Source organism: Nocardia nepalensis (assembly GCF_048910785.1).
GTDB classification, from domain to species: domain Bacteria; phylum Actinomycetota; class Actinomycetes; order Mycobacteriales; family Mycobacteriaceae; genus Nocardia; species Nocardia nepalensis.
On record NZ_JBKBET010000028.1, the window covers coordinates 206287 to 228958 of the forward strand.

The 22672-nt window shown below is 66.5% G+C and carries 23 protein-coding genes; 11 read left to right on the top strand and 12 right to left on the bottom strand.

Annotation, left to right across the window (positions count from 1 at the left end):
* The first annotated feature begins 39 nt into the window (after positions 1–39).
* Positions 40–2298, top strand: coding sequence for a serine/threonine-protein kinase (locus ACHQ4I_RS21695; protein WP_420773626.1), 2259 nt, complete (start codon positions 40–42; stop codon positions 2296–2298).
* Positions 2299–2442: 144 nt separating this feature from the next.
* Entirely contained in the window at positions 2443–3159 is a 717-nt protein-coding gene (locus ACHQ4I_RS21700) for a metal-dependent hydrolase (RefSeq protein WP_420773627.1), read from the top strand.
* Positions 3160–3697: 538 nt separating this feature from the next.
* Here ACHQ4I_RS21700 and ACHQ4I_RS21705 read toward each other — a convergent pair.
* Positions 3698–4183 carry a carboxymuconolactone decarboxylase family protein gene (locus tag ACHQ4I_RS21705; protein WP_420773628.1) on the bottom strand — a complete coding sequence of 162 codons (486 nt, stop codon included), beginning with the start codon at positions 4181–4183 and terminating at the stop codon, positions 3698–3700.
* 166 nt (positions 4184–4349) lie between these two features.
* Here ACHQ4I_RS21705 and ACHQ4I_RS21710 point away from each other — a divergent pair, with 166 nt between their 5' ends.
* The 3 genes from ACHQ4I_RS21710 (at position 4350) to ACHQ4I_RS21720 (ending at position 8020) form a co-directional block, all read left to right on the top strand.
* Positions 4350–5276, top strand: coding sequence for an RNA polymerase sigma-70 factor (locus tag ACHQ4I_RS21710; RefSeq protein ID WP_420773629.1), 927 nt, complete (start codon positions 4350–4352; stop codon positions 5274–5276).
* A 251-nt stretch (positions 5277–5527) separates the two neighbouring features.
* The gene (locus ACHQ4I_RS21715) at positions 5528–6514 is read left to right on the top strand and encodes an SMP-30/gluconolactonase/LRE family protein (RefSeq protein WP_420773630.1); all 987 of its coding nucleotides are present in this window, start codon (positions 5528–5530) and stop codon (positions 6512–6514) included.
* A 255-nt stretch (positions 6515–6769) separates the two neighbouring features.
* On the top strand, positions 6770–8020 hold the full coding sequence (locus tag ACHQ4I_RS21720; RefSeq protein ID WP_420773631.1) for a lipase family alpha/beta hydrolase: 1251 nt from the start codon (positions 6770–6772) through the stop codon (positions 8018–8020).
* A gap of 129 nt (positions 8021–8149) precedes the next feature.
* Here the strand turns inward: ACHQ4I_RS21720 and ACHQ4I_RS21725 are convergent, their stop codons facing one another.
* The gene (locus tag ACHQ4I_RS21725) at positions 8150–9244 is read right to left on the bottom strand and encodes a hypothetical protein (RefSeq protein ID WP_420773632.1); all 1095 of its coding nucleotides are present in this window, start codon (positions 9242–9244) and stop codon (positions 8150–8152) included.
* Between the two features lie 144 nt (positions 9245–9388).
* Here ACHQ4I_RS21725 and ACHQ4I_RS21730 point away from each other — a divergent pair, with 144 nt between their 5' ends.
* Both ACHQ4I_RS21730 and ACHQ4I_RS21735 read left to right on the top strand, forming a co-directional pair.
* Positions 9389–10186 (top strand): HugZ family pyridoxamine 5'-phosphate oxidase, encoded by a 798-nt coding sequence (locus ACHQ4I_RS21730; RefSeq protein WP_420773633.1) that lies wholly within the window; start codon positions 9389–9391, stop codon positions 10184–10186.
* Between the two features lie 374 nt (positions 10187–10560).
* Entirely contained in the window at positions 10561–10785 is a 225-nt protein-coding gene (locus ACHQ4I_RS21735) for a hypothetical protein (protein WP_420773634.1), read from the top strand.
* Between the two features lie 101 nt (positions 10786–10886).
* On the opposite strand, the gene frdD is transcribed toward ACHQ4I_RS21735, so the two are convergent.
* The 6 genes from frdD to ACHQ4I_RS21765 form a co-directional block, all read right to left on the bottom strand.
* The gene (frdD, locus tag ACHQ4I_RS21740) at positions 10887–11240 is read right to left on the bottom strand and encodes a fumarate reductase subunit FrdD (protein ID WP_420773635.1); all 354 of its coding nucleotides are present in this window, start codon (positions 11238–11240) and stop codon (positions 10887–10889) included.
* Positions 11237–11578, bottom strand: coding sequence for a fumarate reductase subunit C (locus ACHQ4I_RS21745; protein ID WP_420773636.1), 342 nt, complete (start codon positions 11576–11578; stop codon positions 11237–11239). Before ACHQ4I_RS21745 ends, frdD begins: the two co-directional genes overlap by 4 nt.
* 47 nt (positions 11579–11625) lie before the next feature.
* A complete protein-coding gene (gene sdhB, locus ACHQ4I_RS21750) occupies positions 11626–12369 on the bottom strand; it encodes a succinate dehydrogenase iron-sulfur subunit (protein ID WP_420774167.1) in 744 nt (247 codons plus the stop codon).
* A 5-nt stretch (positions 12370–12374) separates the two neighbouring features.
* Positions 12375–14117 carry a fumarate reductase (quinol) flavoprotein subunit gene (gene frdA / locus ACHQ4I_RS21755; RefSeq protein WP_420773637.1) on the bottom strand — a complete coding sequence of 581 codons (1743 nt, stop codon included), beginning with the start codon at positions 14115–14117 and terminating at the stop codon, positions 12375–12377.
* 23 nt (positions 14118–14140) lie between these two features.
* A complete protein-coding gene (locus ACHQ4I_RS21760) occupies positions 14141–14374 on the bottom strand; it encodes a hypothetical protein (protein WP_420773638.1) in 234 nt (77 codons plus the stop codon).
* 112 nt (positions 14375–14486) lie between these two features.
* Positions 14487–15122, bottom strand: coding sequence for a TetR family transcriptional regulator (locus ACHQ4I_RS21765; RefSeq protein ID WP_420773639.1), 636 nt, complete (start codon positions 15120–15122; stop codon positions 14487–14489).
* A gap of 217 nt (positions 15123–15339) precedes the next feature.
* Between ACHQ4I_RS21765 and ACHQ4I_RS21770 the strand changes: the two genes are divergently transcribed.
* The 3 genes from ACHQ4I_RS21770 to ACHQ4I_RS21780 are packed head-to-tail and all read left to right on the top strand — an operon-like array spanning position 15340 to position 18186.
* Positions 15340–15846, top strand: coding sequence for a VOC family protein (locus ACHQ4I_RS21770; RefSeq protein WP_420773640.1), 507 nt, complete (start codon positions 15340–15342; stop codon positions 15844–15846).
* Positions 15837–17312 carry an FAD-binding protein gene (locus ACHQ4I_RS21775; RefSeq protein ID WP_420773641.1) on the top strand — a complete coding sequence of 492 codons (1476 nt, stop codon included), beginning with the start codon at positions 15837–15839 and terminating at the stop codon, positions 17310–17312. The genes ACHQ4I_RS21770 and ACHQ4I_RS21775 overlap by 10 nt, the downstream gene beginning before the upstream one ends.
* Position 17313: 1 nt before the next feature.
* Positions 17314–18186 carry a TIGR03619 family F420-dependent LLM class oxidoreductase gene (locus ACHQ4I_RS21780; RefSeq protein WP_420773642.1) on the top strand — a complete coding sequence of 291 codons (873 nt, stop codon included), beginning with the start codon at positions 17314–17316 and terminating at the stop codon, positions 18184–18186.
* Positions 18187–18205: 19 nt separating this feature from the next.
* Here the strand turns inward: ACHQ4I_RS21780 and ACHQ4I_RS21785 are convergent, their stop codons facing one another.
* The 4 genes from ACHQ4I_RS21785 to ACHQ4I_RS21800 form a co-directional block, all read right to left on the bottom strand.
* Complete coding sequence (locus ACHQ4I_RS21785; RefSeq protein WP_420773643.1) at positions 18206–19051, bottom strand: fructosamine kinase family protein; 846 nt, start codon at positions 19049–19051, stop codon at positions 18206–18208.
* A gap of 59 nt (positions 19052–19110) precedes the next feature.
* Positions 19111–19899 (bottom strand): helix-turn-helix domain-containing protein, encoded by a 789-nt coding sequence (locus ACHQ4I_RS21790; RefSeq protein WP_420774168.1) that lies wholly within the window; start codon positions 19897–19899, stop codon positions 19111–19113.
* Between the two features lie 251 nt (positions 19900–20150).
* Complete coding sequence (locus tag ACHQ4I_RS21795; protein WP_420773644.1) at positions 20151–20681, bottom strand: pyridoxamine 5'-phosphate oxidase family protein; 531 nt, start codon at positions 20679–20681, stop codon at positions 20151–20153.
* A 38-nt stretch (positions 20682–20719) separates the two neighbouring features.
* Complete coding sequence (locus tag ACHQ4I_RS21800; RefSeq protein ID WP_420773645.1) at positions 20720–21316, bottom strand: type 1 glutamine amidotransferase domain-containing protein; 597 nt, start codon at positions 21314–21316, stop codon at positions 20720–20722.
* A 114-nt stretch (positions 21317–21430) separates the two neighbouring features.
* Here ACHQ4I_RS21800 and ACHQ4I_RS21805 point away from each other — a divergent pair, with 114 nt between their 5' ends.
* Positions 21431–22525 carry a carboxylate-amine ligase gene (locus ACHQ4I_RS21805; protein ID WP_420773646.1) on the top strand — a complete coding sequence of 365 codons (1095 nt, stop codon included), beginning with the start codon at positions 21431–21433 and terminating at the stop codon, positions 22523–22525.
* Positions 22526–22672 lie beyond the last annotated feature (147 nt).

The window sequence follows — 22672 nt, forward strand, 5'->3', positions numbered from 1 at the left end:
GGTCTGTCCGGGACACCAACCTGATCGAATGAGCCGACGATGAGTACCCAGTTCGGCGCTGTACCACCGGAAAACGGTGGGGAACGCGCGATGGCGACGCAGGCCGTGCTGGCACAGGCGGTGACCGAATTCGCGGGCGCGTGGGATGCCGCGGGCGAACCGCCCGAACTGGCCGCGCACCTCCCGGCCGAGGGTGCATTGCGACGGTCGGCATTGATCGAGTTGATCAAGGTGGATCTGCATCATCGGTCGGTACGCAAGTATGTCGGCAAGCGCCTCGACGAGTACCGGGCCGAATTCCCCGAACTCGACGCTGCCCCACTGCCGCCGGATCTGATTTATGAGGAGATCACCGCGCGCCGCCAACTCGACAAGCACGTCGATCTCACCGAATACGAGCAGCAATACTCGCAGCAGATGGCGCGCATCGCCGACCGGCTCGATGCCGATCACTTCCGGAGCACACTGCTGACCGATCCGGCCGCGCTGGCGACCCTCGACACCATCAATCCCGGTGCGACCGTCGACGATTTCGATATGTTGATCCTGCTCGGCCAAGGCGCGTTCGGGCGGGTCTTCCTGGCGCGACAGCGTTCGATGCAGCGGCTGGTGGCGGTCAAGATCTCCCACGACCGCGGTAGCGAGGGCCAGACGCTGGCCCAACTCGATCACGAACACATCGTGCGCGTCTTCGACCAACGCCAAATCGCCGACCAGCACCTGAAATTGATGTACATGCAGTACGTGCCGGGCGGCACCCTCCTCGGCGTACTGCGGCTGCTGCGGCGCACCGGGGTCGAAGGCAAGACCGGCCGACTACTGCTCGAGGCCGTCGACCAGGCCGCCGCCAACGGTGGGGTGCTCGAACCGCAACCCTCCGCGACCCGGGCCGAGCTCGCGCGCCTGAGCTGGCCGGAAACCGTTGCCTGGCTCGGCAGTCGGCTCGCCTCGGCATTGGACTACGCCAACCACGCTGGCGTGCTGCACCGCGATATCAAACCCGCCAATGTGCTGCTCACCGTCGACGGGCAGCCCAAACTCGCCGACTTCAATATCAGCTTCAGCCGCCACATCCCCGGCGCGAGTCCCGCCGCCTACTTCGGCGGCTCACTGGCCTACATGTCCCCCGAACAGCTCGAGGCCTGTCATCCGAGCATGACCACCACCGCCGCGGACCTCGACACCCGCAGCGACCTCTACGCGCTCGCCGTCGTGCTGTGGGAACTGCTCACCGGCCGACTCCCCTTCGATGACGAACGCAGTGCGGGCGAATCGGATACCTCATTGGAGCGGATGATCGAACTGCGCCGTCGGCCGATCGGCGACCGGCTCGCGGCCGACATCCCGCCGGATTGCCCACCGGTACTGCAACATGCCCTGCTCACCTGCCTATCCCCCGATCCGGCCGACCGATTCGCCACCGGCACCGAACTCGCCCACCAGCTCGAGCTCACGCTCGACCGCACTGCCCGCGATCTCATCGATCCGCCGTCACGCAGCATCCGTGCCAGACTCCGGATGCGGCCGATGCCGGTGGTGACGCTGGCCAGCGTGCTCGGGCAGTTCCTCGGCGCGCTGTACCTCTCGGCGCACAACACTCGGCTACTCGACGCCGCGCTCACCCCCGACGCCAGCGCCCAACTCCAACGTCTGGCGACCGTGCTCGGTGCGATCGGCTACCCCGTCGGCGTTGTCGCGCTGCTGTATTGGTGCCGCCTGGTGTTCCTGGTGCCCGACGGACTGCGGCGCGGTAAACACTTCGACCAGCAGACCCTGGCGCGTGCGCGCGCCGACACCCTGTCCTGTGGCGACCGCATCGCGGTGGTCGGATTCACCGGTTGGGTGTTATCGCTGGTGATCTTCTTGACCCAATTGCACTACACCGCTGACCTGTCCACCGGATTCACGATCAACCTCATCGCGTCCCACCTCGTAGCGGCAGCGGTCGCGGTTGTGTACTCCTACTTCCCGGTCACTTTCTTCGTGCTGCGCTGGTACTACCCCGGCTTGGTCGGCTCCGGGCAGACCTCCCCCGACGACGCGGTCCGCTTGCGGCGGCTGGCTCGACGCAGCCGGATCTATCTCGGCATCGCGGCGTCGGTGCCGCTGATCGGCGTCGCCGGCGGTCTGATCTATCTGGACGCGGCGCAGCAGCAGATGGTGATCGGTCCGATCGTCATCCTTTGCGTCGTAAGCCTTTTCGCGTTCGTCGGTGCGCTGCGCGTGTTCTACGCGCTGGAATCGGACCTGCACGCCCTCAACCGCATTGTCGATCCGCGTTCTCGGCGATCCGGATAAATGCACCGTTCGCGGATGCTCCATGACGCCAGTCACCGACCGCGTCTGGCCGCTATCGGTGAAATCCGCTCCCCCCGGCGCCTTTTCACCTACCGGATAGTCGCGTTTGTTTGAAACGGCTTATGGTCAACTAACGTTCATGCGGTGCTAGGACATTCACATGCGACCAGCGGCGCTTTCGCCTGGTCGGTGGCAGCGGCGACGTTGCCCATCTCGGCGTTGGTATATCCGGTATTGCCCAGTGGGGACGCACATCTCGGCGCCGTCGAGATATTGCTCGGCACCTTCCTGACGGCCGGGGCCGCGCTGCTGCCCGATGCGGATCACCCGAACGGCACCATCGCGCATGTGCTCGGTCCGATCTCCTATCACCTGTGCCGCTTGATCTCCTGGATTTCCGGCGGACACCGGCACGCCACGCACTCGTTCGCTTTCGTCATCGCAGTCGCGTACGGGACCTGGGCGGGCGAGCATTGGCTCGGACGATATTTCACTCTCGGATTGGTCTTCTTCCTGCTCGCACTGGCGGTGCGAGCGTTGCATCTGTGCCCCTCCGGCGAGGGCATCGAGGCCTGGGGCACCGTCATCATCCTGGCCGCGGCGGGAACGTTCGCGATGGACCATTGGATCACCGATAAACCGGCCTGGTTGCCGTTCTGCGTGGGACTCGGGGCGTTGGCCCACCTCGCCGGTGACTGCCTCACTGATAAGGGGTGCCGACTCTTCTGGCCGTTCTCCCTGCGCACCCGGGTGCCGGTCATCGACCGAACCGGGAACAAGGTCGAAACCTGGATCCTGTCACCGCTTTTCACGTTGGCGACGCTTGCTGTGCTGTGGCACGTGTTCGCTGTCAATCCGTAGCGGGTCGGTGCGTTGGGGACCGAGGTGATCGGTCTCCGGCGAGTCCGCTGCGCGGCTCGCTCCGAGCGGTGGTCGACGACGACGGCCGCGCCATCGACGCCCAGCCCGTCGGCGATGGCGCGGCCGATACGCGTGAGCTTGGCTCCCCCCAGCCTGTGTTCCTAGCCGAGGGGACCCCTCCGTGTCCCTGCTGCTTTTGAGGTGCTGTTGGATTGCGACACAGCGCGCAGTTGAGCTTTGTATAGATTGATTCGCATATCCAGATACTGAAATGACTACTGGCAGCGACTCGAGTTGGCGGATCTCCTCAATGCACATGGCCGCTTGCAGCTGCTTACCAGCCCTGATACCGACGGCGATAAGTGTCGGCATCCGTCGCAGCGAATCCTTGCCCTACCTTCCCCACCTGTCCCGGATTGCGGCCTCGCACTTATCCGAAGGCCCCCTCTCCCCCGGCTTCGTGGCAGGCTCGGCGGGTGTTCGTCTCGGCCCGGCCGGGATCGAATGATCCTGAGCCGGGCCCAGATTCGGGTGCGAGTCAGCTCGCGACGCTGTCGAACGTACCGGGTTCGTAGGAACCGCCCTTGGTCTGCGTGATGACGAGGAGCCGGTTGGCGGCGTTGATCATGGCGACCAGGTAGACCAGCGCGGCGATCTGGTCGTCGTCGTAGTGCTTGCGCACTTGGGCCCAGGTCTCGTCGGACACACCGTGGTTGGCGTCGGCGAGCCGGGTGCCTTCCTCGGCGAGCGCCAGCGCGGCCTGCTCCGCCTCGGTGTACACGGTGGACTCGCGCCAGGCGGCGACCAGGTTGACTCGCACCGCGGGTTCACCGGCGGCCGCCAGTTCTTTGGTGTGGGCGTCGACGCAGAAACCGCAGCCGTTGATCTGGCTCGCGCGCAGCTGCACCAACTCCGCCAGAGGCTTGGGCAGCTGCGACTGCGTGATCGCCAGGCTGGTGTTGGCGAACCGCTTGCCGATCTTGGCGCCGAGCTCGTTGTCGTTCAGGTTGAAACGGGGTTCCATGACTTCGTCCTCACTTGCGGTGCTGAATTGAACGACCATGAGACGGCGGCCGCCCCATCGACATAACGGGGCACTCGAGTGACGTGTGCCACTACGGATTCGGTGTTACGAAATGGCGGGGCGCGGCGTCTGGTGGGTGACACAGTCGAGAGGACAGGAGCCACCCATGACCGGCACGGCGCAGACCGACGATCGCGGCGTCAGCGGAGACAGTCGCCCGGGCACCGCGACCGCGGCGTTCGTCGCCCATCGCAACCTGCTGTTCACCGTCGCCTACGAGATGCTCGGCTCGGCGGCCGACGCGGAGGACGTCCTGCAGGAGACCTGGCTGCGATGGGCGGGCGTCGATCTCGACACCGTGCAGGATCAGCGGGCCTACCTCGTCCGGATCACCACCCGTCAGGCGCTCGACCGACTGCGCACCCTCGGCCGCCGCAAGGAGTCCTACGTCGGCCCGTGGCTGCCCGAGCCGCTGCTGACCGCACCCGACGTGGCCGAGGACATCGAGCTGGCCGACAGCGTCTCGATGGCGATGCTGTTGGTGTTGGAGACCCTGATGCCCATCGAGCGAGCGGTATTCGTACTGCGCGAGGTATTCGATCTGGGATACGAGGAGATCGCCCAGGCTGTCGACAAGAGCCCGACCGCGGTCCGCCAACTCGCCTACCGGGCACGGGCACACGTCGCGGCACGCCGACCGCGCGGAGTCGTTTCCGCAGCCGAGACCCGCGGCGCACTCGAGGCGTTCCAGCGGGCGGTCGAAACCGGCGAACTCCAACATCTGCTCGACATCCTCGCACCTGATGTCGTCTTCCTGGGTGACGGTGGCGGAGTAGCGCGAGCCGCCCTGGCACCCATCGTCGGAGCCCACGCGGTGGTCGGCGTGCTGGCCGCCGGGCTCGGCAACCTCGCCGCGAGGTCGCTGCAGTGGGCACAGGTCAACGGCTACCCGGCGCTGATCCTGCGGCTCGACGGCGAGATCGACACCGTCGTGGCGGTGCGCATCGACCGCGGCCTGATCACCGGGCTGTACTCCGTGCGCAATCCCCAGAAGTTGTCGCGTTTGCAGCACGAGACCGCTCTGCGTCGCTGAACAACTGGGCCGGGAGCGCACAACCGCGGTCGACCATCCGATGGCTCACCGTCGCCACCAACGCTCTCGCTGCCCCGACTCTCCCTTCCATGCCGCGTCCGGCGAAGCCGGCGCGACGTTGGCTGGTCAAGCGGAGGGACACATGTTTAGATGCGCATATCTACGTATGGACATGTTGATTTTGAATGGCCGGTTCCGACCGGTTTGCTGTCGGCGCCGAGATACGCTGAGCCATGGTCGCCGGATCGACAATGCAGCCGCAGCGCTGGACACCGCCCCCTGCCCCACCCCGCGCTCGCGAAACACACAGCGCGACACCACTTCCCTCGGTCACTCGACTGGAACTCCCCGGTGCCGCACCAGAGGATGTAGTGCGAACCGCCGAGGGCCGGATCATCGCGGGAGTAGATGACGGATCGATCTACAGCATCGACCCTGCGGACGGTACCGTGACCCTCCTGGCGAATACCGGCGGCCGACCGCTCGGCATGCACGCCGATGCCGACGGGTCGATTCTGATCTGCGACTTCGAGCGCGGGCTGCTGCGCCTGGACAGCACGGGCACATTCGAGGTGCTCGTGGACGAGGTCGACGGTGAACCACTCCCCTTCGCCAGCAACGTGGTTCGCGCCGACGACGGGACGATCTACTTCTCGGCGTCCTCGCGTCGGTATCCCCTGCATCAGTGGCGCGGCGATCTGCTGGAGCATTCCGGCACCGGCCGCCTGTTCCGTCTCGATCCGTCGGGCAAGCTCGAAACCCTCATCGACGGATTGCAATTCGCCAACGGCGTGGTCCTCTCCCCCGACGGTTCCTGCGTTCTCGTCGCCGAAACCGCCGCCTACCGTGTCACCCGCTACTGGCTCACCGGCCCCCGAGCGGGCACCCACGACCTGCTGATCGAGAACCTGCCCGGCTTCCCGGACAATATGGCCCTGGGCAGCGACGGCCTGGTCTGGATCACGCTGCCCTCGCCGCGAAACCCGTTGCTGGACCGCCTACTCCCCCTGCCCGGCATCCTGCGTCGCATTGTCTGGGCGCTGCCGGAATGGCTGCAGCCGAAGCCGCCGCGCACCGTGTGGGTGCTGGCGGTCGACTTCGACGGAAAGATCGTGCACGACCTGCAGACCGAGGGCACCGACTACGCGATGGTCACCGGCGTCGTCGAACACGGCGGCACCCTGTACCTGGGCAGCCTCACCGAATCCGCCGTCGCCGTGAGTCACGTGCCGTCGTAGGGCAGCCTGCGTCGTTCGTCAGCGCGGTCGAACCGGATGGACGCGATCGAATCAGGCGAACCAGCGCGCGGCGAGCCGACTCCAGCGCACCACCTCGACTGTCGCCGCCTGGTCGACCGCCGGCCGCCCTTGGTAACCAGAATCGATCACAGGCCGCCCGAGATCGGCCGGTCCGCCGGCTGCGCGCGTATTGCCGGACGGCAGTGAGGATTCCACCGACACGCAATTCTCAGTGCACAGTTGTACACTCAGAGCATGAGTGCGGGTGGGCGACAGCGACAGGCGGAGATTCAAGCGCTCGCGCGGTTGGCGGGCGATGAGATCGGTGGGGCGGTCGACGGGATCGCGGAGGTGCATCGCGCCGTCTCCGATCGGGTTTTCGCGGCGGTGCGGTTGGGTGTCGGGCCGGCGGCGCAGCCGGTCAAGGTGGTGCACGATGCGCTTACCGATGGGGTGTATCGGCTGGTCGGTGGTGCCGCGGTCGCGGCGGGGGCGCTTGCGGAGCAGGCCTTGGATGTGCCGGGCGCGCCGGTGCTGTCGCGGACGGTGTACGGGTCCGGATTTCTTGCGGCGTTGCAGGGGTTGATCGGTGACAGCCTCGAGGATGCCCACCCGATTCTGGCCGGGCCGATGACGTTTCGGGTGAACGGTGAACCGGTCGCGCCGGGTTGGGTGGGCGATGCGGTGTCGAACCCGCGCCCGCGGATCGTGGTCTTCCTGCACGGTCTGGTGGAGACCGAGCATGCGTGGCGGCTCGGCGGGCGACCCAGCTATGCCGAGCGGCTCGAAGGCGATCTCGACTGCACGGCGCTGATGGTCCGTTACAACAGTGGGCTGCACATCTCCGAAAACGCTCGCCTGTTGAACGCGATGTTGCGGCGGCTGGTCGAGAACTGGCCGGTCGCGGTCGAGCAGATCGCGCTCGTCGGCCATTCCATGGGTGGGCTGATCGCGCGTGGCGCCTGTTATGACGCCGACCAAGCCGACCTGCCGTGGGTGCGCCGGGTCCGGCATATCGTCTGTCTGGGGTCACCGCATTTGGGCGCACCGTTGGAACAGCTCGTCCACTATGCATCCGCGGCTTTGGTGCGCGTGCCGGAGACCCGGCCGTTCGGGCGGCTGTTGCGCCGCCGCAGCGCGGGCATCCGTGATCTGCGCCAGGGTTCGCTCGTCGATGAGGACTGGCACGGCTTGGACGCGGACGCCTTGCGCCGCAGAGCGATTCGCGAGGTCCCGCTGCTCGACTGCGCCGACCACTATTTCGTCACGGCAACCGTCACCCGCAGTCCTCGCCACCCACTCGGCCGCATAATCGGCGACGGCCTCGTCCTCCCCGCCAGCGGCTCCGGCCGAAACCGTGCCCGCCGCATCGGTTTCGACGACGCCAACGGTCTGCACATCCCCGGAGCCAACCATTTCACCCTGCTGAACCACGACGCCGTCTATGCGGCGCTGGTCCGCTGGCTCGCCCACGATGTGCACCAGGAGTCGGTGCGCTGCGGTTGAACCAGCGGGTACACCGCAGCGCCTCCTCCCGTGCATTCCGCAGACCGGCGGGGACGGTCCAGCCAATCGGGTTCCGGTATCGACCGCATTCGGATTGGCCGGCGTCGCCGCGTTGCTCTGCGGACTGGGTCAGAACAACTGGTCAGAGTGGGTATCGGCCTCACCGCGGACATCCGCGGCGAATTGGGATTCGATCTGCGCGTCCTCCCCTGCGGTGTGGGCCGCGTACAGCAGCAGGCAGCCGCGGATTCCGTCGAGGAGGTCTTCGAGGAGGTCGAGGGCCGGACGGGTGGGGTCGAGGCGGCTGATGCGGAATTCGTCGAGGAGGGCGGCGCGGGTGGCGCTGTCGAGGTCGAATTTGCGGGCCTGCTCTTCGATTTCGGCGACGCGGGCCACGACGGCCCATGGCGCTGGCACATGCCCTTCGGAGACGGACATGGCCTCGGCGATGAGGTCGACGACGACCTCGGTCGGGGTCTCTCCGGTGGTGAGGCGCTCGAGCACCAGGGTCGGGGTTTCGACCTGCAGTGCCTCGATATCGTCGGCCTCGACGACCACGTCGGCGGTCGCCACACCCGCCAGATCGCCCGCCACTTCGGCGGCGGCGTAGAGCCAATGTGCGGCCGCGACGGAGGCCGATGCGGGATCGAGTTCGGTGAACAGTTCGACGGTGCCGAGCGGATCGGCGCGCAACAGATCGTTGGCGGCCTGCACCTGGGCCGGTGAGACATCCGGGCGCGACAGTTCGACCGCTTGGCGGGCGCGGCCGGAAAGGTCGCCGAGTTCGGCGGATTCGATGGCGGCCTGTTCGGTGCGGACCTCGGCCGCGATGGTGTCGCGCAAGGCGGAATCGTCGATGGCGTGCAGGGTGCGGCCGACGCGGTGCGCTGATTCGACCACACCGCTGTAGGAGACGATCAGGCCGTGGTCTGTCGGCAGGTTCGGGGTCCGGATCCCCGCCTCGACTTCCTTGAAATTGCGGCGCTCCTCGGCGCGTCGCCAGGCCTCGCTATTGGGGACGTCGGGATCGCCTGCGGCACTTGCCGGATGGGTGTAGGTGCGCCACTGGAAGCGGGAGAGAGTGGTCAGATTCGACGCCAAACTCGTTGCCTGGTCGGGATTTATCGGTGGCAGCTCGGCCACCGTGGTCACGCGATCACCGCGTCCGGTCGCCCAGATGGCGACCAATGCGTTGCGGTCGGCGTCGAATGCGTATCGGGTCACGCACGCAAGTCTGGCCGATCGGCCGCCGTTGCGCGCGCGATCGATGGCTTCGATATCCGGTCGTCGGCGTTTCGGCGCCTGATGTCGACGCTCGCGATCACGCCGCGCCACCGGCGCTCACGGGGTGCCTGCCAGTATGGACGTATGACTCTCGATCACGGTGATCCGGGCGACGCGCCTTCGATTCCGCAGCCGACCGCGCAGGTCGTGAATCCCGCCCGGCCGTCGGCGGCCGAGGAGGCCAGAACCGTTGCGGCGTCGACGAATATCGCGACATTGGCGAGTTTGAGCGAGGACGGCGGACCGTGGGCGTCGTTCGTCACCTATGGACTGCTGGCGGGCCAGCCGGTGCTGTGCGTATCGCGGATGGCCGAACACGGGCGCAATCTCGCGGCCGATCCGCGGGCCAGTCTGTCGGTGGTGTCGCCGGAGCTGCCCGCCGATCCGCTGGCCGGATCCCGGATCACGCTGGCCGGTGTGGCGGAGCGTCCGGTCGGTGACGAGGCGATCGCGGCGCGCGAGGCGCATCTGGCGGCGGTGCCGGCGGCGAAGTACTACGTGGATTACAGCGATTTCGCGCTGTGGGTGTTGCGGGTGCGGCGGATTCGCTGGGTCGGCGGGTATGGGCGGATGGATTCGGCGAGCGCCGAGCAGTATCTGGCGGCCGCGCCGGATCCGGTCATTCCGGTGGCGGGGCGGGCGATCACGCATCTCAATGACGATCACGCGGACGCGCTGTTATCGATGGCGCAGGTGTTGGGCGGATATCCGGATGCGACCGAGGCGAGTTGCGAGCGAGCCGATCGGTATGGACTGGATTTGCGGGTCGTGACGCCGCGCGGGGTGGCGCGGACACGGGTGGGCTATGTGACGCCGATCGATTCAGCGGGCGAGTTGCGTGCGGCGACCGTCGAATTGACGCGGCGTTCCCGTGAAGGGTGAATGACCGGGTCCGCTCGTTGTGCCCACAGCTGGTCGCTGCGGATCTTCGAGCGTCTGACGACGGAATTCGGGTAGTGCGCTACGCGTTCGCTCGCCACTGAACGGCGGGAGGATTTCACCACGGACACACCATCAGGGTCAGCGAGTGAGTCGTGAGTGAAAGGACGATCATGCCTCCCCAGCACGGCCATCCACATCAGGGCCAACCTCAGCACGCAGGTTCGGGTTCCTCCGGCACGAGTATTCGGCGATTCGAGCACCGCGGGCATCAGGTGGAGATCACCGAGCCCGGCGACGGATCGCTTCCGACGGTCCTGATAGATGGCATCGACCTCATGGTTCGGCGGGAGCCCAGTGGGCGAATATCGGCTCCGATGTTCAATATTTTCGACGAGTACGACTCAGTGGACGAACTAGCGCGCAGCATCGCCGACCTCTCACCGGTATTCATGGCGCGACGCCAGGAGCGCGACGCACACGGAGAGGGTGCGGGTAATGCTGCGGTTCGTAAGAACGTCAACCGTCTCACCGCGACCGAGAAGGCCGATCTGGTTCGAGCAATCAAGGCGCTCGAGGCGAATGGCAACTACGACCGGTAGGTGCACGAGCACGACGACATCATCAAGGTCGCCACCGTGCGGCCCGGTGGGGATCCCGATCCGACGGCGAAGCTGTGGTGGGCAGGCCACGCTCACGCGGGCTAGACGCGAAGCAGGAGGTAGGCGGCCGTTGCCGAGCCGATGACGGCAGCGCCGTAGCAGGCCAGGATGATCAACACGCTGAACTGCTCGAGCCGCAGGCCGTCGTACAGCATGTACCGGAAGCGGTGTGCCCAATGGAGTAGCGCCAGCACGCAGAGTCCGAAAAGGACGAGCCGGGTGACAGGATGGCGCAATACCGAGAGCAGGTACGTGTGGTCCGGCGCGGAAAGCCAACCCAGCGGGAAGGCGATGCCGAACAGGAACAGCAGCACAGGTATGAGCAGCGCTGCGGCCATCCCACCGAGGCTGAACAGCAGCCACGCCAACGGCTCCAGGGACTTCCGTTTCGTCATCGCAGCACCACCATCAGCACGATTACCGTCAGCACACCCCACAGCAGGTAGTGCAGCCCGAGGATCACGACCGGCGCGACGCGCCTGCTCCGCACCCGCACCACCATCGCCTTGGGCGCGGCGTTGAACCAGGTGACCGCGTGCAGGAGCACGAACAGCAGGGCGATTATGTTCAGCGCAACCATCCAAGGGTTCGCGCTCCAGCTCAGAAACCGCTGGTACTGCTCGCTTCCTGAGCTCACCGCGTTGATCAGAAGCAGCAGATACACCACGAACCACGCGACGAACACGCTGCTGAGTTCGCGCAGGACGAAGATCAGGTACGAGCGCCTTCGCATCCACCAGAACGTGGAGACCGGCTTTCGGTACAACCGGGGTGTCGTGGTCATCGTGCCCGCCAGGGCATGAGGAAATCTCGCAGCGATTGCGTGGCCGCGGTGAGCTTGTAGCGTTGGATCGCGCCGGCCGGGTCGACCCCCTTGGGGCAGGCGGTGGTGCACTCGCCGACAAAGGTGCAGGCCCATGCGCCCTCGGCCGATGCGAGAACGTCGCGCCGATCTTCGGCTCCCTGGTCGCGCGAGTCGAGGTTGTAGCGTTGGCCCAGTGCGATCGCCGCCGGACCGAGGAAGTCGGGATCGAGCGCGTAGACGGGACAGGCCGAGTAGCAGAGCATGCAGTTGATGCACATGCTGTACTTCTGGTAGTCGTCCATTTCGGACGGTGTCTGCAGGTACTCGCCGTCGTCGAGCGGCCGCTGATCCGCCCTGATCAGCCAGGGCTTGACCTCGGTCAGCTTGTGCATGAAGTCGGTGATCTCTATGACGAGATCCCGAATCACCGGGAAGTTGCGCAATGGCTCGACCCGCACCGGCCCCGGCGCGTAGTCGGTCAGGAAGGTGGCGCAGCTCAGTTGCGGCTCGCCGTTGACGGTCATACCGCAGCTACCGCAGATGCCCATCCGGCAGGACCACCGGAAGGACACCGTTCCGTCGAGGTCGTCCTTGATGTAATTGAGGCCGTCGAGCACCGTCCATTCCTTGCGCAGCGGAACCTCGTACGACTCCAATACCGGCTCGGCCTCTCGATCCGGCCGGTAACGCGCGACCTGCAGAGTTATCCGTTCTACCAACTCGATCACCGCCCGTATACGCGCTCGCCGGGGGGCCAGCGAGTAATCGTGACCGGGAGGTACGAGACGCGGCCCGAGCCGTCCGGCTCCCGGTGAATCACTGAATGGGCCAGGAATCGCTGGTCGTTCCTGGCGGGGAAATCGGTCCGTTGGTGCGCGCCCCGGGATTCCTCCCGTGCCAGCGCGCAGGCGATGATGCATTCCGCCACATCGAGCATGCAGGACAGCTCCAGCATCGCCACCAATTCGGTGTTGAACGCCCGGCTGTGGTCATCGAGGCAGGCATTGCCGAACCGGTCGCGAAGCTCGCGCAATTTGTCGGCCGCCGCGGCGAGGGAGTCGCCGTCGCGGTAGATCCCCGCACTGTTCTCCATCGTGTCCTGCATTTCGGTGCGGATGTGTGCGATGCGTTCGGATCCCTCGGCGTGGCGGGTGAGGTCGCGTTCCAGCCGGTCCTGTTCGACGCGGCCGAGCGCCTGGACCGCCGAGGTCCGGTCGGCCGTGGCCGAGCTCGCGTATTCTGCGGCGGCACGACCGGCTCGCGCACCGAACACCAGCAATTCGGGAAGGGAGTTCGACCCGAGCCGGTTCGCGCCGTTGATGCTGACGCAGGCGACCTCTCCGGCGGCATACAGACCCGCCAGTGGTGTCGCGCCATGGATGTCGGTGTGGACGCCGCCCATCATGTAGTGGACGACGGGGCGTACCGGGATCAGCTCCCGGACCGGGTCGATGTTCTGGTACTTCGAGCACAGCTCGCGCACGAATGGCAGCTTCGTGTCGATGAGATCCGCTCCGAGGTGGCGTATGTCGAGGTGGACGACGGGGCCGTACGCTGTGTCGATGGTCCGGCCCTTGTCGAGTTCGTGGACGAAGGCCTGCGAGAGCCGGTCGCGTGGCCCTAGTTCCATGCTTCGTAGCACCGGCTGCGGTGATGGCGTCCCGAGGTCGTAATCCTGCAGGTAGCGGTAGCCGTCCTTGTTGAGCAGCCAGCCGCCCTCGGCGCGCGTTGCCTCGGTGATCAGGATGCCGGTGAACGGGAGGCCGGTCGGGTGGTACTGGACGAACTCCATGTCCTTGAGCGGCGCGCCTGCCCGGTAGGCCAGCGCCATGCCGTCGCCGGTCTTGATATTGGCGTTGGTGGTGAACGGATATACCCGGCCGCAGCCACCGGTGCACACGATGACGGCGCTGGCGAGAATGGTTTCGACGCGTCCGGTGGCCAGTTCTATGGCCACGACGCCGCCCACCTTGTCCTCGTCGACGAGCAATGTTGTCGCGAACCACTCGTCGTACCTGACTATGTCCCGATAGGACAGCGTGGTCTGGAACAGGGTGTGCAGCAAGTGAAAGCCGGTCTTATCGGCTGCGAACCAGGTGCGCAGGTTCGTCATGCCGCCGAACGCCCGTACCGCGATGTGTCCATCCGGTCGGCGACTCCATGGGCAGCCCCAATGCTCCAATTGGAGCAGTTCCCGAGGTGCTTCCTCGACGAATGCCTCGACGGCGTCTTGGTCACAGAGCCAATCGCTGCCGGAGACCGTGTCGTATGCGTGCTCGTCCAAGCTGTCGTCGCGACCGGCGACCGCGGCGGCGCCGCCCTCGGCGGAGACGGTGTGGCTGCGCATCGGATAGACCTTGGAAACGATCGCGACACTCAACCGCGGGTTGTGTTCCGCGATGGCGATGGCCGCACGCAGACCCGCGCCGCCCCCGCCAACGATCACGACGTCGTGAAAAGCGGTCATGGTGCCACCCGGGGTGTGGTCGGTCAGGCCTCGAAGTCGGCGCTGTGCTCGTCCATCAGGACCTTGCCGTCATGGCGGACGATTCTGATCCGAATGCTGCCGTCGTGGTATTCGTGCCGAATCCGGCGGCAGCCACAGTCGTAGGTCATATCGTCGATGACCAAGCCCGCTTCGTCGTCTTCGCGGTGGCGAGCCCCGGCCCTCTGCTTCCCGCACGGGGCGCGTTCCTTGCTGAACTGCTCGGTGGCGCTGAGCATTTCCACCTCCCGGCAACCCGGTAGCACACCTGATTGATCGGTAGGAACATAAGCGTACCCGCATTGCGCCGGGGCCGCAGGAGGCATTCCGGTCTGCTGGACGTTAGCCACATCATGCGCCACCGGGAGTCGCCTGGCGGATGGGCACGGTGAGCATGGCGACGATCATGTCGATGATTTCGGCCGCGTCGCTGTCGGGGTCGGCGGTGCGCACACCTGCTTCCAGGGCGCGTTCGTAGTCGGCGATCAGGGCGAACATGACGGTCGCCATGGTTTCCAGGCGTTGGCGGCGCCGGCGCGGTGGCAGTTGTGGGAGGGCCGCGTCGAGGCGGGTGGCGATGATGCGCACGGCGGCGCGGTCGGCGCCGGCGAGGCGGCGGGCGTCGGCGATCACGGGGTGGGCGCGCACCACTTCGAGGAAGCGGCCGTAGTGGGTGATCCCCGATGTGCCGATGAGTTCGAGGATGGGGGCGGTGAGCATCGCGACAAGTGTGCGGATCTCATGCGCGGTGCCGTCGGCCTCGTGCTGGGCGAGCAGTCCCATCCGCCGGTCCTCGAGCCAGTTCATGCGGCGTTCGACGATGGCCTCGATCAGGCCGCCCCGGGAGTCGAAGTAGTAGTGCACCGCGGAGTTGTTGCGCTGGCCCGCGGCGGCAGCGATATCGCGCAGCGGGACATCCACGCCGCGTTCGGCGATGAGTCGTTCGCCGGCGTCGAGCAGTGCGGCGCGCGGATCCTCGATGGCCATGCCAGAACTGTACTAAACCCAGGTATTGACGATGTTAAGCATCAGTGATTAATTGGGGGCGTGCGAAAGGAACGTGTGCCAGTCGTCACCGGAGCGGGCTCGGGCATCGGCGCCGCGCTGCGCGGAAAAGCTTGTCGCACAGAGTTTTGGGCACAGCGTGAACACCGCCGCCACCGCGGGCGTGGTGCCGGTGGCGCAGCAGAGTCGAGGTGATCCGATGACCGTCGCGCGGGGTCCGATCTTCCAGCTGTGCTGGGTGGTGCGCGATATCGAGGCGGCGCAGCGGGAGTTCAGCGAGCGCTATGGCGTGGCGGAGTGGTTCACCATCCCGGATGTGCATTTCGGGCCGCAGTCGTGCGAATTGCACGGCGCGCCCGCCGATTACACGATCACCGTGGCGTTGGGGTATGCGGGCGGTCAGCAGTTGGAGCTGATCGAGCCGAAGTCCGGGATCAGTTTGTACTCCGAACATTTGGCGACCGCGGGGCCGGGACTGCATCACCTCGCGTGGGTGCCCGAGGATTATGACGCGGCGCTGGCGGAGGCGAAGGCCGCCGGGGCGGAAATCATCGCGCGGGGTGCGTTCGAGGGTGTCGGAATGGAGTTCACCTATCTCGACGGGGGTGCGCTCGGTTCGGCTGTGGAGCTGATGCGGTTGTCGGCGGATATGAAGGCGATGTTCGATTACCTTATTCCGGAGGGGTTTTCGAATCCATGGGCGTAGGAACCGAACTCCCCCAGCTCATTACCGGCCCGCTCGAATGGGACACGACCGCGGACGTGATCGTGGTCGGCTTCGGGATCGCCGGGGCATGCGCGGCGATCAGCGCGGCCGAGGCGGGTGCGCGGGTGTTGCTGCTCGAGCGCAGCGGCGCTGCGGGCGGGGCGTCGGCGTTGGCGGCCGGGCATTTCTATCTCGGTGGCGGCACACCGGTGCAGTCGGCGACCGGCCACGCCGACAGTGTCGAGGCGATGATCGCCTATCTCGAGGCGGTCACTCCCGAGCCCGACTCGGCGAAGATTCGCGCGTACTGCACCGAGAGCGTCGCGCATTTCGAATGGCTGGAGGCGCACGGGATCGAGTTCGAGCGGTCGTTCTATCCCGGGAAGTCGGTGGTGCAGCCCGGGACCGAGGGGCTGATGTGGACCGGCAACGAAAAGGTATGGCCCTACCGCGATCAGGCCTCGCCCGCGCCGCGTGGACACAAGGTGAACGCACTCGCCGAACGCGGCGGGCAGCAGGTGATGGCGGTGCTCGCCGAGCGGGTGCGGGAGTTGGGCATCGAGGTGCGGTACCAGACCAAGGTGGAACAGCTCGTCGCCGACGGGGACCGGCGAATCATCGGGGTGCGGTGGCGCGAGGGTGCGGCCGCGGGTGCGGTGGTGCTCGCAGCCGGCGGCTATGTGATGAATCCGGAGATGGTCGCCGCCTATACCCCGCGATTGGCCGAACATTTTCTGCCGCTGGGTGTGCCCTCCGATGACGGGCTCGGTATTCGGCTCGGGCAGTCGGCGGGCGGTGCCACCGCACAGATGGACGGGGCGTTCATGACGGCGTCGTTCTATCCGCCGGCCGATCTGCTGTACGGGATCATCGTGAACAAGGCGGGGCGGCGGTTCGTCGCGGAGGATTCCTATCACGGGCGCACGGCGGGTGCCGTTGTCGCGCAACCGGATTCGATGGCCTATCTGATCGTCGACAGCGAGCACATGGTGTGGCCGGAGCTGCCGATGGTGAAATTTGTCGACGGCTGGAACCGCGTCTCGGAGATGGAATCGGCGCTCGGCATGCCCGATGGCGCCCTGCGCAAGACCCTGACCGCGTACAACACCGCGGCGGCAGAAGGACGCGATCCCGAATTCGGCAAGCATCCCGACTGGCTGACGCCGTTGACCGAGGGCCCGTGGGGTGCCTTCGATCTCACACCGGGCAAGGCGACCTACGTCGGATTCACCCTCGGCGGATTGTGCACCTCCGTCGACGGTGCGGTGCTGCGCGCCGACGGGTCGGTGATCGCCGGGCTGTACGCGGCGGGCGCCTGCGCCTCGAATCTGGCGCAGGACAGTTGCGGCTATGCCAGCGGGACGTGTCTGGGTGAGGGGTCCTACTTCGGGCGCCGCGCTGGTGCGCATGCGGCAGACATATCGAGGGCGCGCGGCGCCGAAAGTACCGGGATGGAAGGCGATTGAGATGCGATTCACCTATGCCGAGACGATGACGGACCCGAGCTATTACGTGCCGCTGGCACAGGCCGCGGAGGCGGCCGGGTATACGTCGATGACCATTGCCGACAGTGTGGCCTATCCGAAGGAATCCGACGCCACCTACCCCTACACCCCCGACGGCAGTCGGGAGTTCTTGGAGGACAAGCCGTTCATCGAGGCATTCGTGCTGTCGGCGGCCATCGCGGCGGCCACCACGACCCTGCGCCTGACGCCGTTCGTGGTGAAGCTGCCCATCCGCCCACCGGTGCTGGTGGCCAAACAGGCCGCCTCGATCGCGGCGTTGAGCGGCAATCGTTTCGGCTTCGGCGTCGGGATCAGCCCGTGGCCGGATGATTTCCAGATCATGGGTGTGCCGTTCGAACATCGCGGTGCGCGCATGGACGAATGCATCGATATCGTGCGCGGGCTCACCGCGGGCGGCTACTTCGAATTTCACGGGCAGTACTACGACCTGCCGCCGATCAAGATCAGCCCGGTGCCGACCGAGCCGATCCCGATCCTGATCGGCGGACACAGCGGCCCGGCATTGCGGCGCGCGGCTCAGCGCGGCGACGGCTGGATGCACGCGGGCGGCGACCCGGCCGAGTTGGACCGGCTGCTCGCGAAACTCGATACCCTGCGCGCCGAATACGGCACCCGCAAGGACTTCGAGGTGCACGTCATCTCGCTGGACGGATTCACCGTGGACGGCGTGAAACGGTTGGAGGACAAGGGCGTCACCGATGTGATCGTCGGCTTCCGCTACCCGTACACCACCGAACCCGATACCGAAGCCCTGGACACCAAGATCGCGCACCTGTCGCGGTTCGCGGAGAAGGTCATCGCGAAAACGAGCTGAGGCGAGCGGGGTACCAGCCTTATCGGTGCGTGGCGGCGCGGGCGGCGGCGAGTGTTCGGGATCGGTAGGAGCTGCCGAAGAGCGCGACGTGCACGAGGAGTGGGTGCAGCTGGTGCAAGGGGATGCGGGTGCGCCAGCCGTCGGCCAGTGGGTGGGTTTCGTTGTAGGCGGCCCGGATTCGGTCCAGGTATGGTGCGCCGAACAGGGCGAGCATCGCGAGGTCGGTTTCGCGGTGACCGCCGTGGGCGGCCGGGTCGATGAGCAGTGCGCGGTCGGCGGTCCACACGATGTTGCCGGCCCACAGATCGCCGTGGATGCGGCTGGGTGGTTCGGGTGGACCGGCGAGACTGTCGATGTTCTCGATCACACGCTCGAGCAAGCCGATGCCGTCACGACCGAGATCGGCCGCGGCGCGTGGCAGGTACGGGGCGAGGCGGTATTCGGCGTACCAGCGCGCCCATGAACCGTCGACCTGTGTGTTGTCCAGCGGCAGATCGGCGATCCAGCCCGACCAGCTCGCGCCGAACAATCCCGGCGAATCCGCATGCAGCGCAGCCAGATCGCGGCCGAAGCGCTCCGCGGCCGCCGCGCTCGGCGAGGCTTGCGAAAGCCACGGCAGCACCAGCATGCGCTCGTCGACGGCCAACACCTCGGGAACCAATTCCGGCACTCCCGCGCCGAGCCACCGCAGCCCCGCCGCCTCCGCTTCGAATACCGCCGCCTGGTCGAGTGCCGCCTTCACGAACACGTCGCGCCCGTCGTCGAGAAGGGCCCGATGCACCGTCCAGGAATGACTCGATCCCAGGTCGGTCACCGCACGCACCCCGCTGCCGAGCAGCTCGGCGAGATGGGCCGCGTCCGTCACTTCCGTCCCCTGCCTGCTCCCACGCCTGCGAATCTATCGTGTCCGGCTGCCGCAACCGGTCATCGCGACGCGGCGTTGAGGCGCTTCTTGGTTTCCTCGTCGGCGGGGAAGAACGATTCGATGGCGAGTTCGGCGACGGTCACGTTCATGGGAGTGCCGAAGACGGTGGTGACGCTGATGAAGGACAGTTCGTGGTCTTCGTGGCGCAGGCGTAGCGGCACTATCGCCTGGTCCGGTTCGGGCAGGACGAGATCGGCCTCGCCACCGGGATATTCGCGCAGTTCATCGCGCAGCTCGATCAGTTCGGGCGAACCGGTGACCTCGATTTGGCGGGACAGGCGCTCGAAGATATGGCCGCGCCATTCGGCGAGGTTGGCGACGCGGCCGGCCATGCCGTCGGGGTGCAGGCTCAGGCGCAGGGCGTTCACCGGTGCGGTGAGCAGCTTCGAGTCGATCCCCTGCAACAGCAGTGCGACACCGGCATTGGCGTCGATCATGTTCCAGCTCTGGTCGATGGCCAGCGCCGGATACGGTTCGTGTCCCGCGAGGATCTGGCGCATCGCACCGCGCACCGCGTCCATCGCGGGTGTGTCCAGGGATGGTTCGGCGTAGGCCGGAGCGTATCCGGCCGCGAGCAGCAGCCGATTGCGTTCACGCAAGGGAATCTCCAGCTGCTCGCACAGGTGCACGACCATAGTGCGGCTCGGGTTGGCCCGACCTGTTTCGATAAAACTCAGATGCCGTGCGGAGGTTTCGGCGCGCCCGGCCAATTCCAGCTGACTGAGCCTGCGCTCGAGCCGCCAGTGGCGCAGCAGGTCACCCGCTGTCTGCGTACTCACCCTGCCGATCCTACGAACCGCAGCGCTTCGAGACGATTACCTCGCGGGTAATCGACGAGGCTCCGGCCGCGCAAATCCCGCCCGCTTACCCCGCCGGTAGTCCACACCATGGACCTAGTGCTGATCGTCTGCGAGGGCGACAACCTCGCCTCGGCGAAGACGATCGAGCGCAACGGCGGCGTGCTCGAGGACGACCAGGACAGCGAAGTGAGGCGCTAGTGGGTCGCGACCGGCGCGCCGATCACACAACGCACGAGCTGTCAGAATCGCCAGCGGGTTGCGCCGCCCGGTTCCACGGTGGACAGAGCGGTGGCGGTGAGCGCGGTGAGGCGATAGACGTGCCAGGGCGGCGGGCCTGCGGAGGGCGCGCTGTATGCCGCGGTGAGCGCTCGGCCGGTGTCGTCGACGCGGGCGGGCCAGCCCTGCTCGACATAGCGCTGTGCCATCTCGGCGACCGCCGCGGGATCGATGACCTGGTTCGCGGTGCCCTCGACCACCAGATCGAACTCGTGGGTGGATACGCTCACCGAACAGCGTGGATCGCGAGCCAGGTTGCGGCCCTTGCGGGTTCGCGCGCCGGTCACGAACCAGAAGGCGCCATCGACCCAGAGGGCGCCGATGGCGGTGACGTGTGGGCTGCCGTCCGGGTTGATCGTGCTCAGCCAGCAGGTGTGCCGGTCCGGGCCGCCGCTGCCGGGGGCCTGTTCGATGCCCGCATCGAGGCGTTTGCGAATATCGGCCCAGTCGAGCGGCGGCAGCTCGTACAGGTCGGCGAGATTGGTTGCGTCCATATCGGTAGGACGGTCCGAGGATCGCGAACTCACCGGCATCAGGCCAGCTCATCGCCGATGAATGCCTGCGCCGACTCGGCCGCGGTGAGCTCCGCGGCGATCGCGTGCGTGAATTCGGGGAGGTCACCCGGATGGCGGGAGGTGATCAGCGGCCAGCCGTTCTCGTCGGAGCGCACCACCGGACGGTCGATCCAGCGACCGTCGGCATTGATGACATCGGTGCGCAGCGAGTGATAGGAGGTCAGTGTTTTGCCCGAGACGACATCGGCCTCCACGAGCAGCCACGGGCCGTGGCAGATCGCCGCGACCGGTTTTCCCGCACGCACGAATTGTTGCGCCAGATCCACGGCACGCTCGCAGACGCGCAGCTTATCGACATTCACCGTGCCGCCCGGGACGACGAGTACGTCGAAGTCGTCGGCCTCGATATCGTCGAGCACCGCATCCGGCTGCACGACCTCGTCCTTGTCGACATCGTGGTGAAAGGTCTGCACTTCGCCGCGCTCAGGGGTGGCGTGCACGGCCACGGCTCCGTGTTCGCGCAGCCAGTCGAGCGGTATCCGCAACTCGTCGCGTTCGACTCCGATATTCGCGGTGATGACCAGTGCTCGTGCACCGCGCAATTCGTCGGGCATGCCGGCCCCCTTTCTCTCCGGGTGATTCACTACGGTCGACCTACCCTGCCGTTGCGCGCTCAAACGAACGCCCAACGCGTTCAGCGATTGCACCGCGAGCAGTAAACTCCAGTAATGGACGCGGCCTCGCCGACTGTCGGCGTGGAAGAGGAGTTCCTCCTGGCGGAGCCGATCAGTGGCGCCCCGAGCCCGCGCAATGTCGAAGTCGCGGCGGCGGCGGGCGAGATCGGGATCGCCCTGAAGTTGGAACTGACGCGCTGTCAGGTCGAAACCAATACCGAGGTGCACACCCGCACTTCCGAATTGCTCGATGACCTGTGCCGACTGCGCACGGGTGTCGCCAGTTGCGCCGAGAAACATGGTGCCCGCCTGCTCGCCGTCGCGGTGCCGCCCGCGGTGCCGGACGCGTTTCCGGTCACCGATACCCCGCGCTACGCCCGCATCGAGCGCAATTTCGGGATGCTCGCGCACGAGCAGGGTTTATGTGGCTGCCACGTGCACGTCGGGATTCCGAGTCGGGAAACCGCGGTGCAGGTCGGGAATTACCTGCGGCCCTGGCTGCCGGTATTGCTGGCATTGACCGCCAATTCCCCGGTCTACCGCGCCACCGATACCGGATACGCCAGCTGGCGCAGCATTCAGTGGCGGCGGTGGCCGAGCGCCGGTCCGCCGCCCTTTTTCGACTCCACCGCGGCCTACGACGATATGGTCGAGATGATGATGGCCAGCGGCAGCATTCTCGATACCGCGATGGTGTATTGGGATGTTCGGCCCTCGGTGTCGTTTCCCACCGTCGAGGTGCGCGTCAGCGATATTCCGGCGACCGTCGAGGAAACGGCCTTATTGGCCACGCTGATTCGCGCCGCGGTCGTGATGGCGCAGAACGATACCCGACCCCCGCCGCGGGTACCCACCGAACTCTTGCATGCCGCCTATTGGAAGGCCGCCCGATCCGGCCTGGACGGGGCGGGCCTCGACACCATCACCGGCCGCGCCTTCCCGAACCGCAGGCTGCTCGCCCAGTTGATCGACTACGTCACCCCCGCGCTCGAGCAGTCCGGCGACCAGGACTTCGTCAGCGATACCGTCGCGGCGATCGTGGCGCGTGGCAACGGCGCCCGTCGGCAACTGGCCGCGCTGCATGCGCACAACGACGTCACCGATGTCATCGACACCCTCGCCGCCGCGACCCTCGAAGGCTGTTACTGAGCCGAGCCGAAGACCGGGTGCAGCCCACCATCACGATATGCACCGCACCGAGCACGAAGCCGGCTCAATGCAGAAAACTCCACTGCGCCAACGCTATTCGCCGCTCGACCGCGCTCATCGCGCCCTCCCCGGATCGTCTACTACACA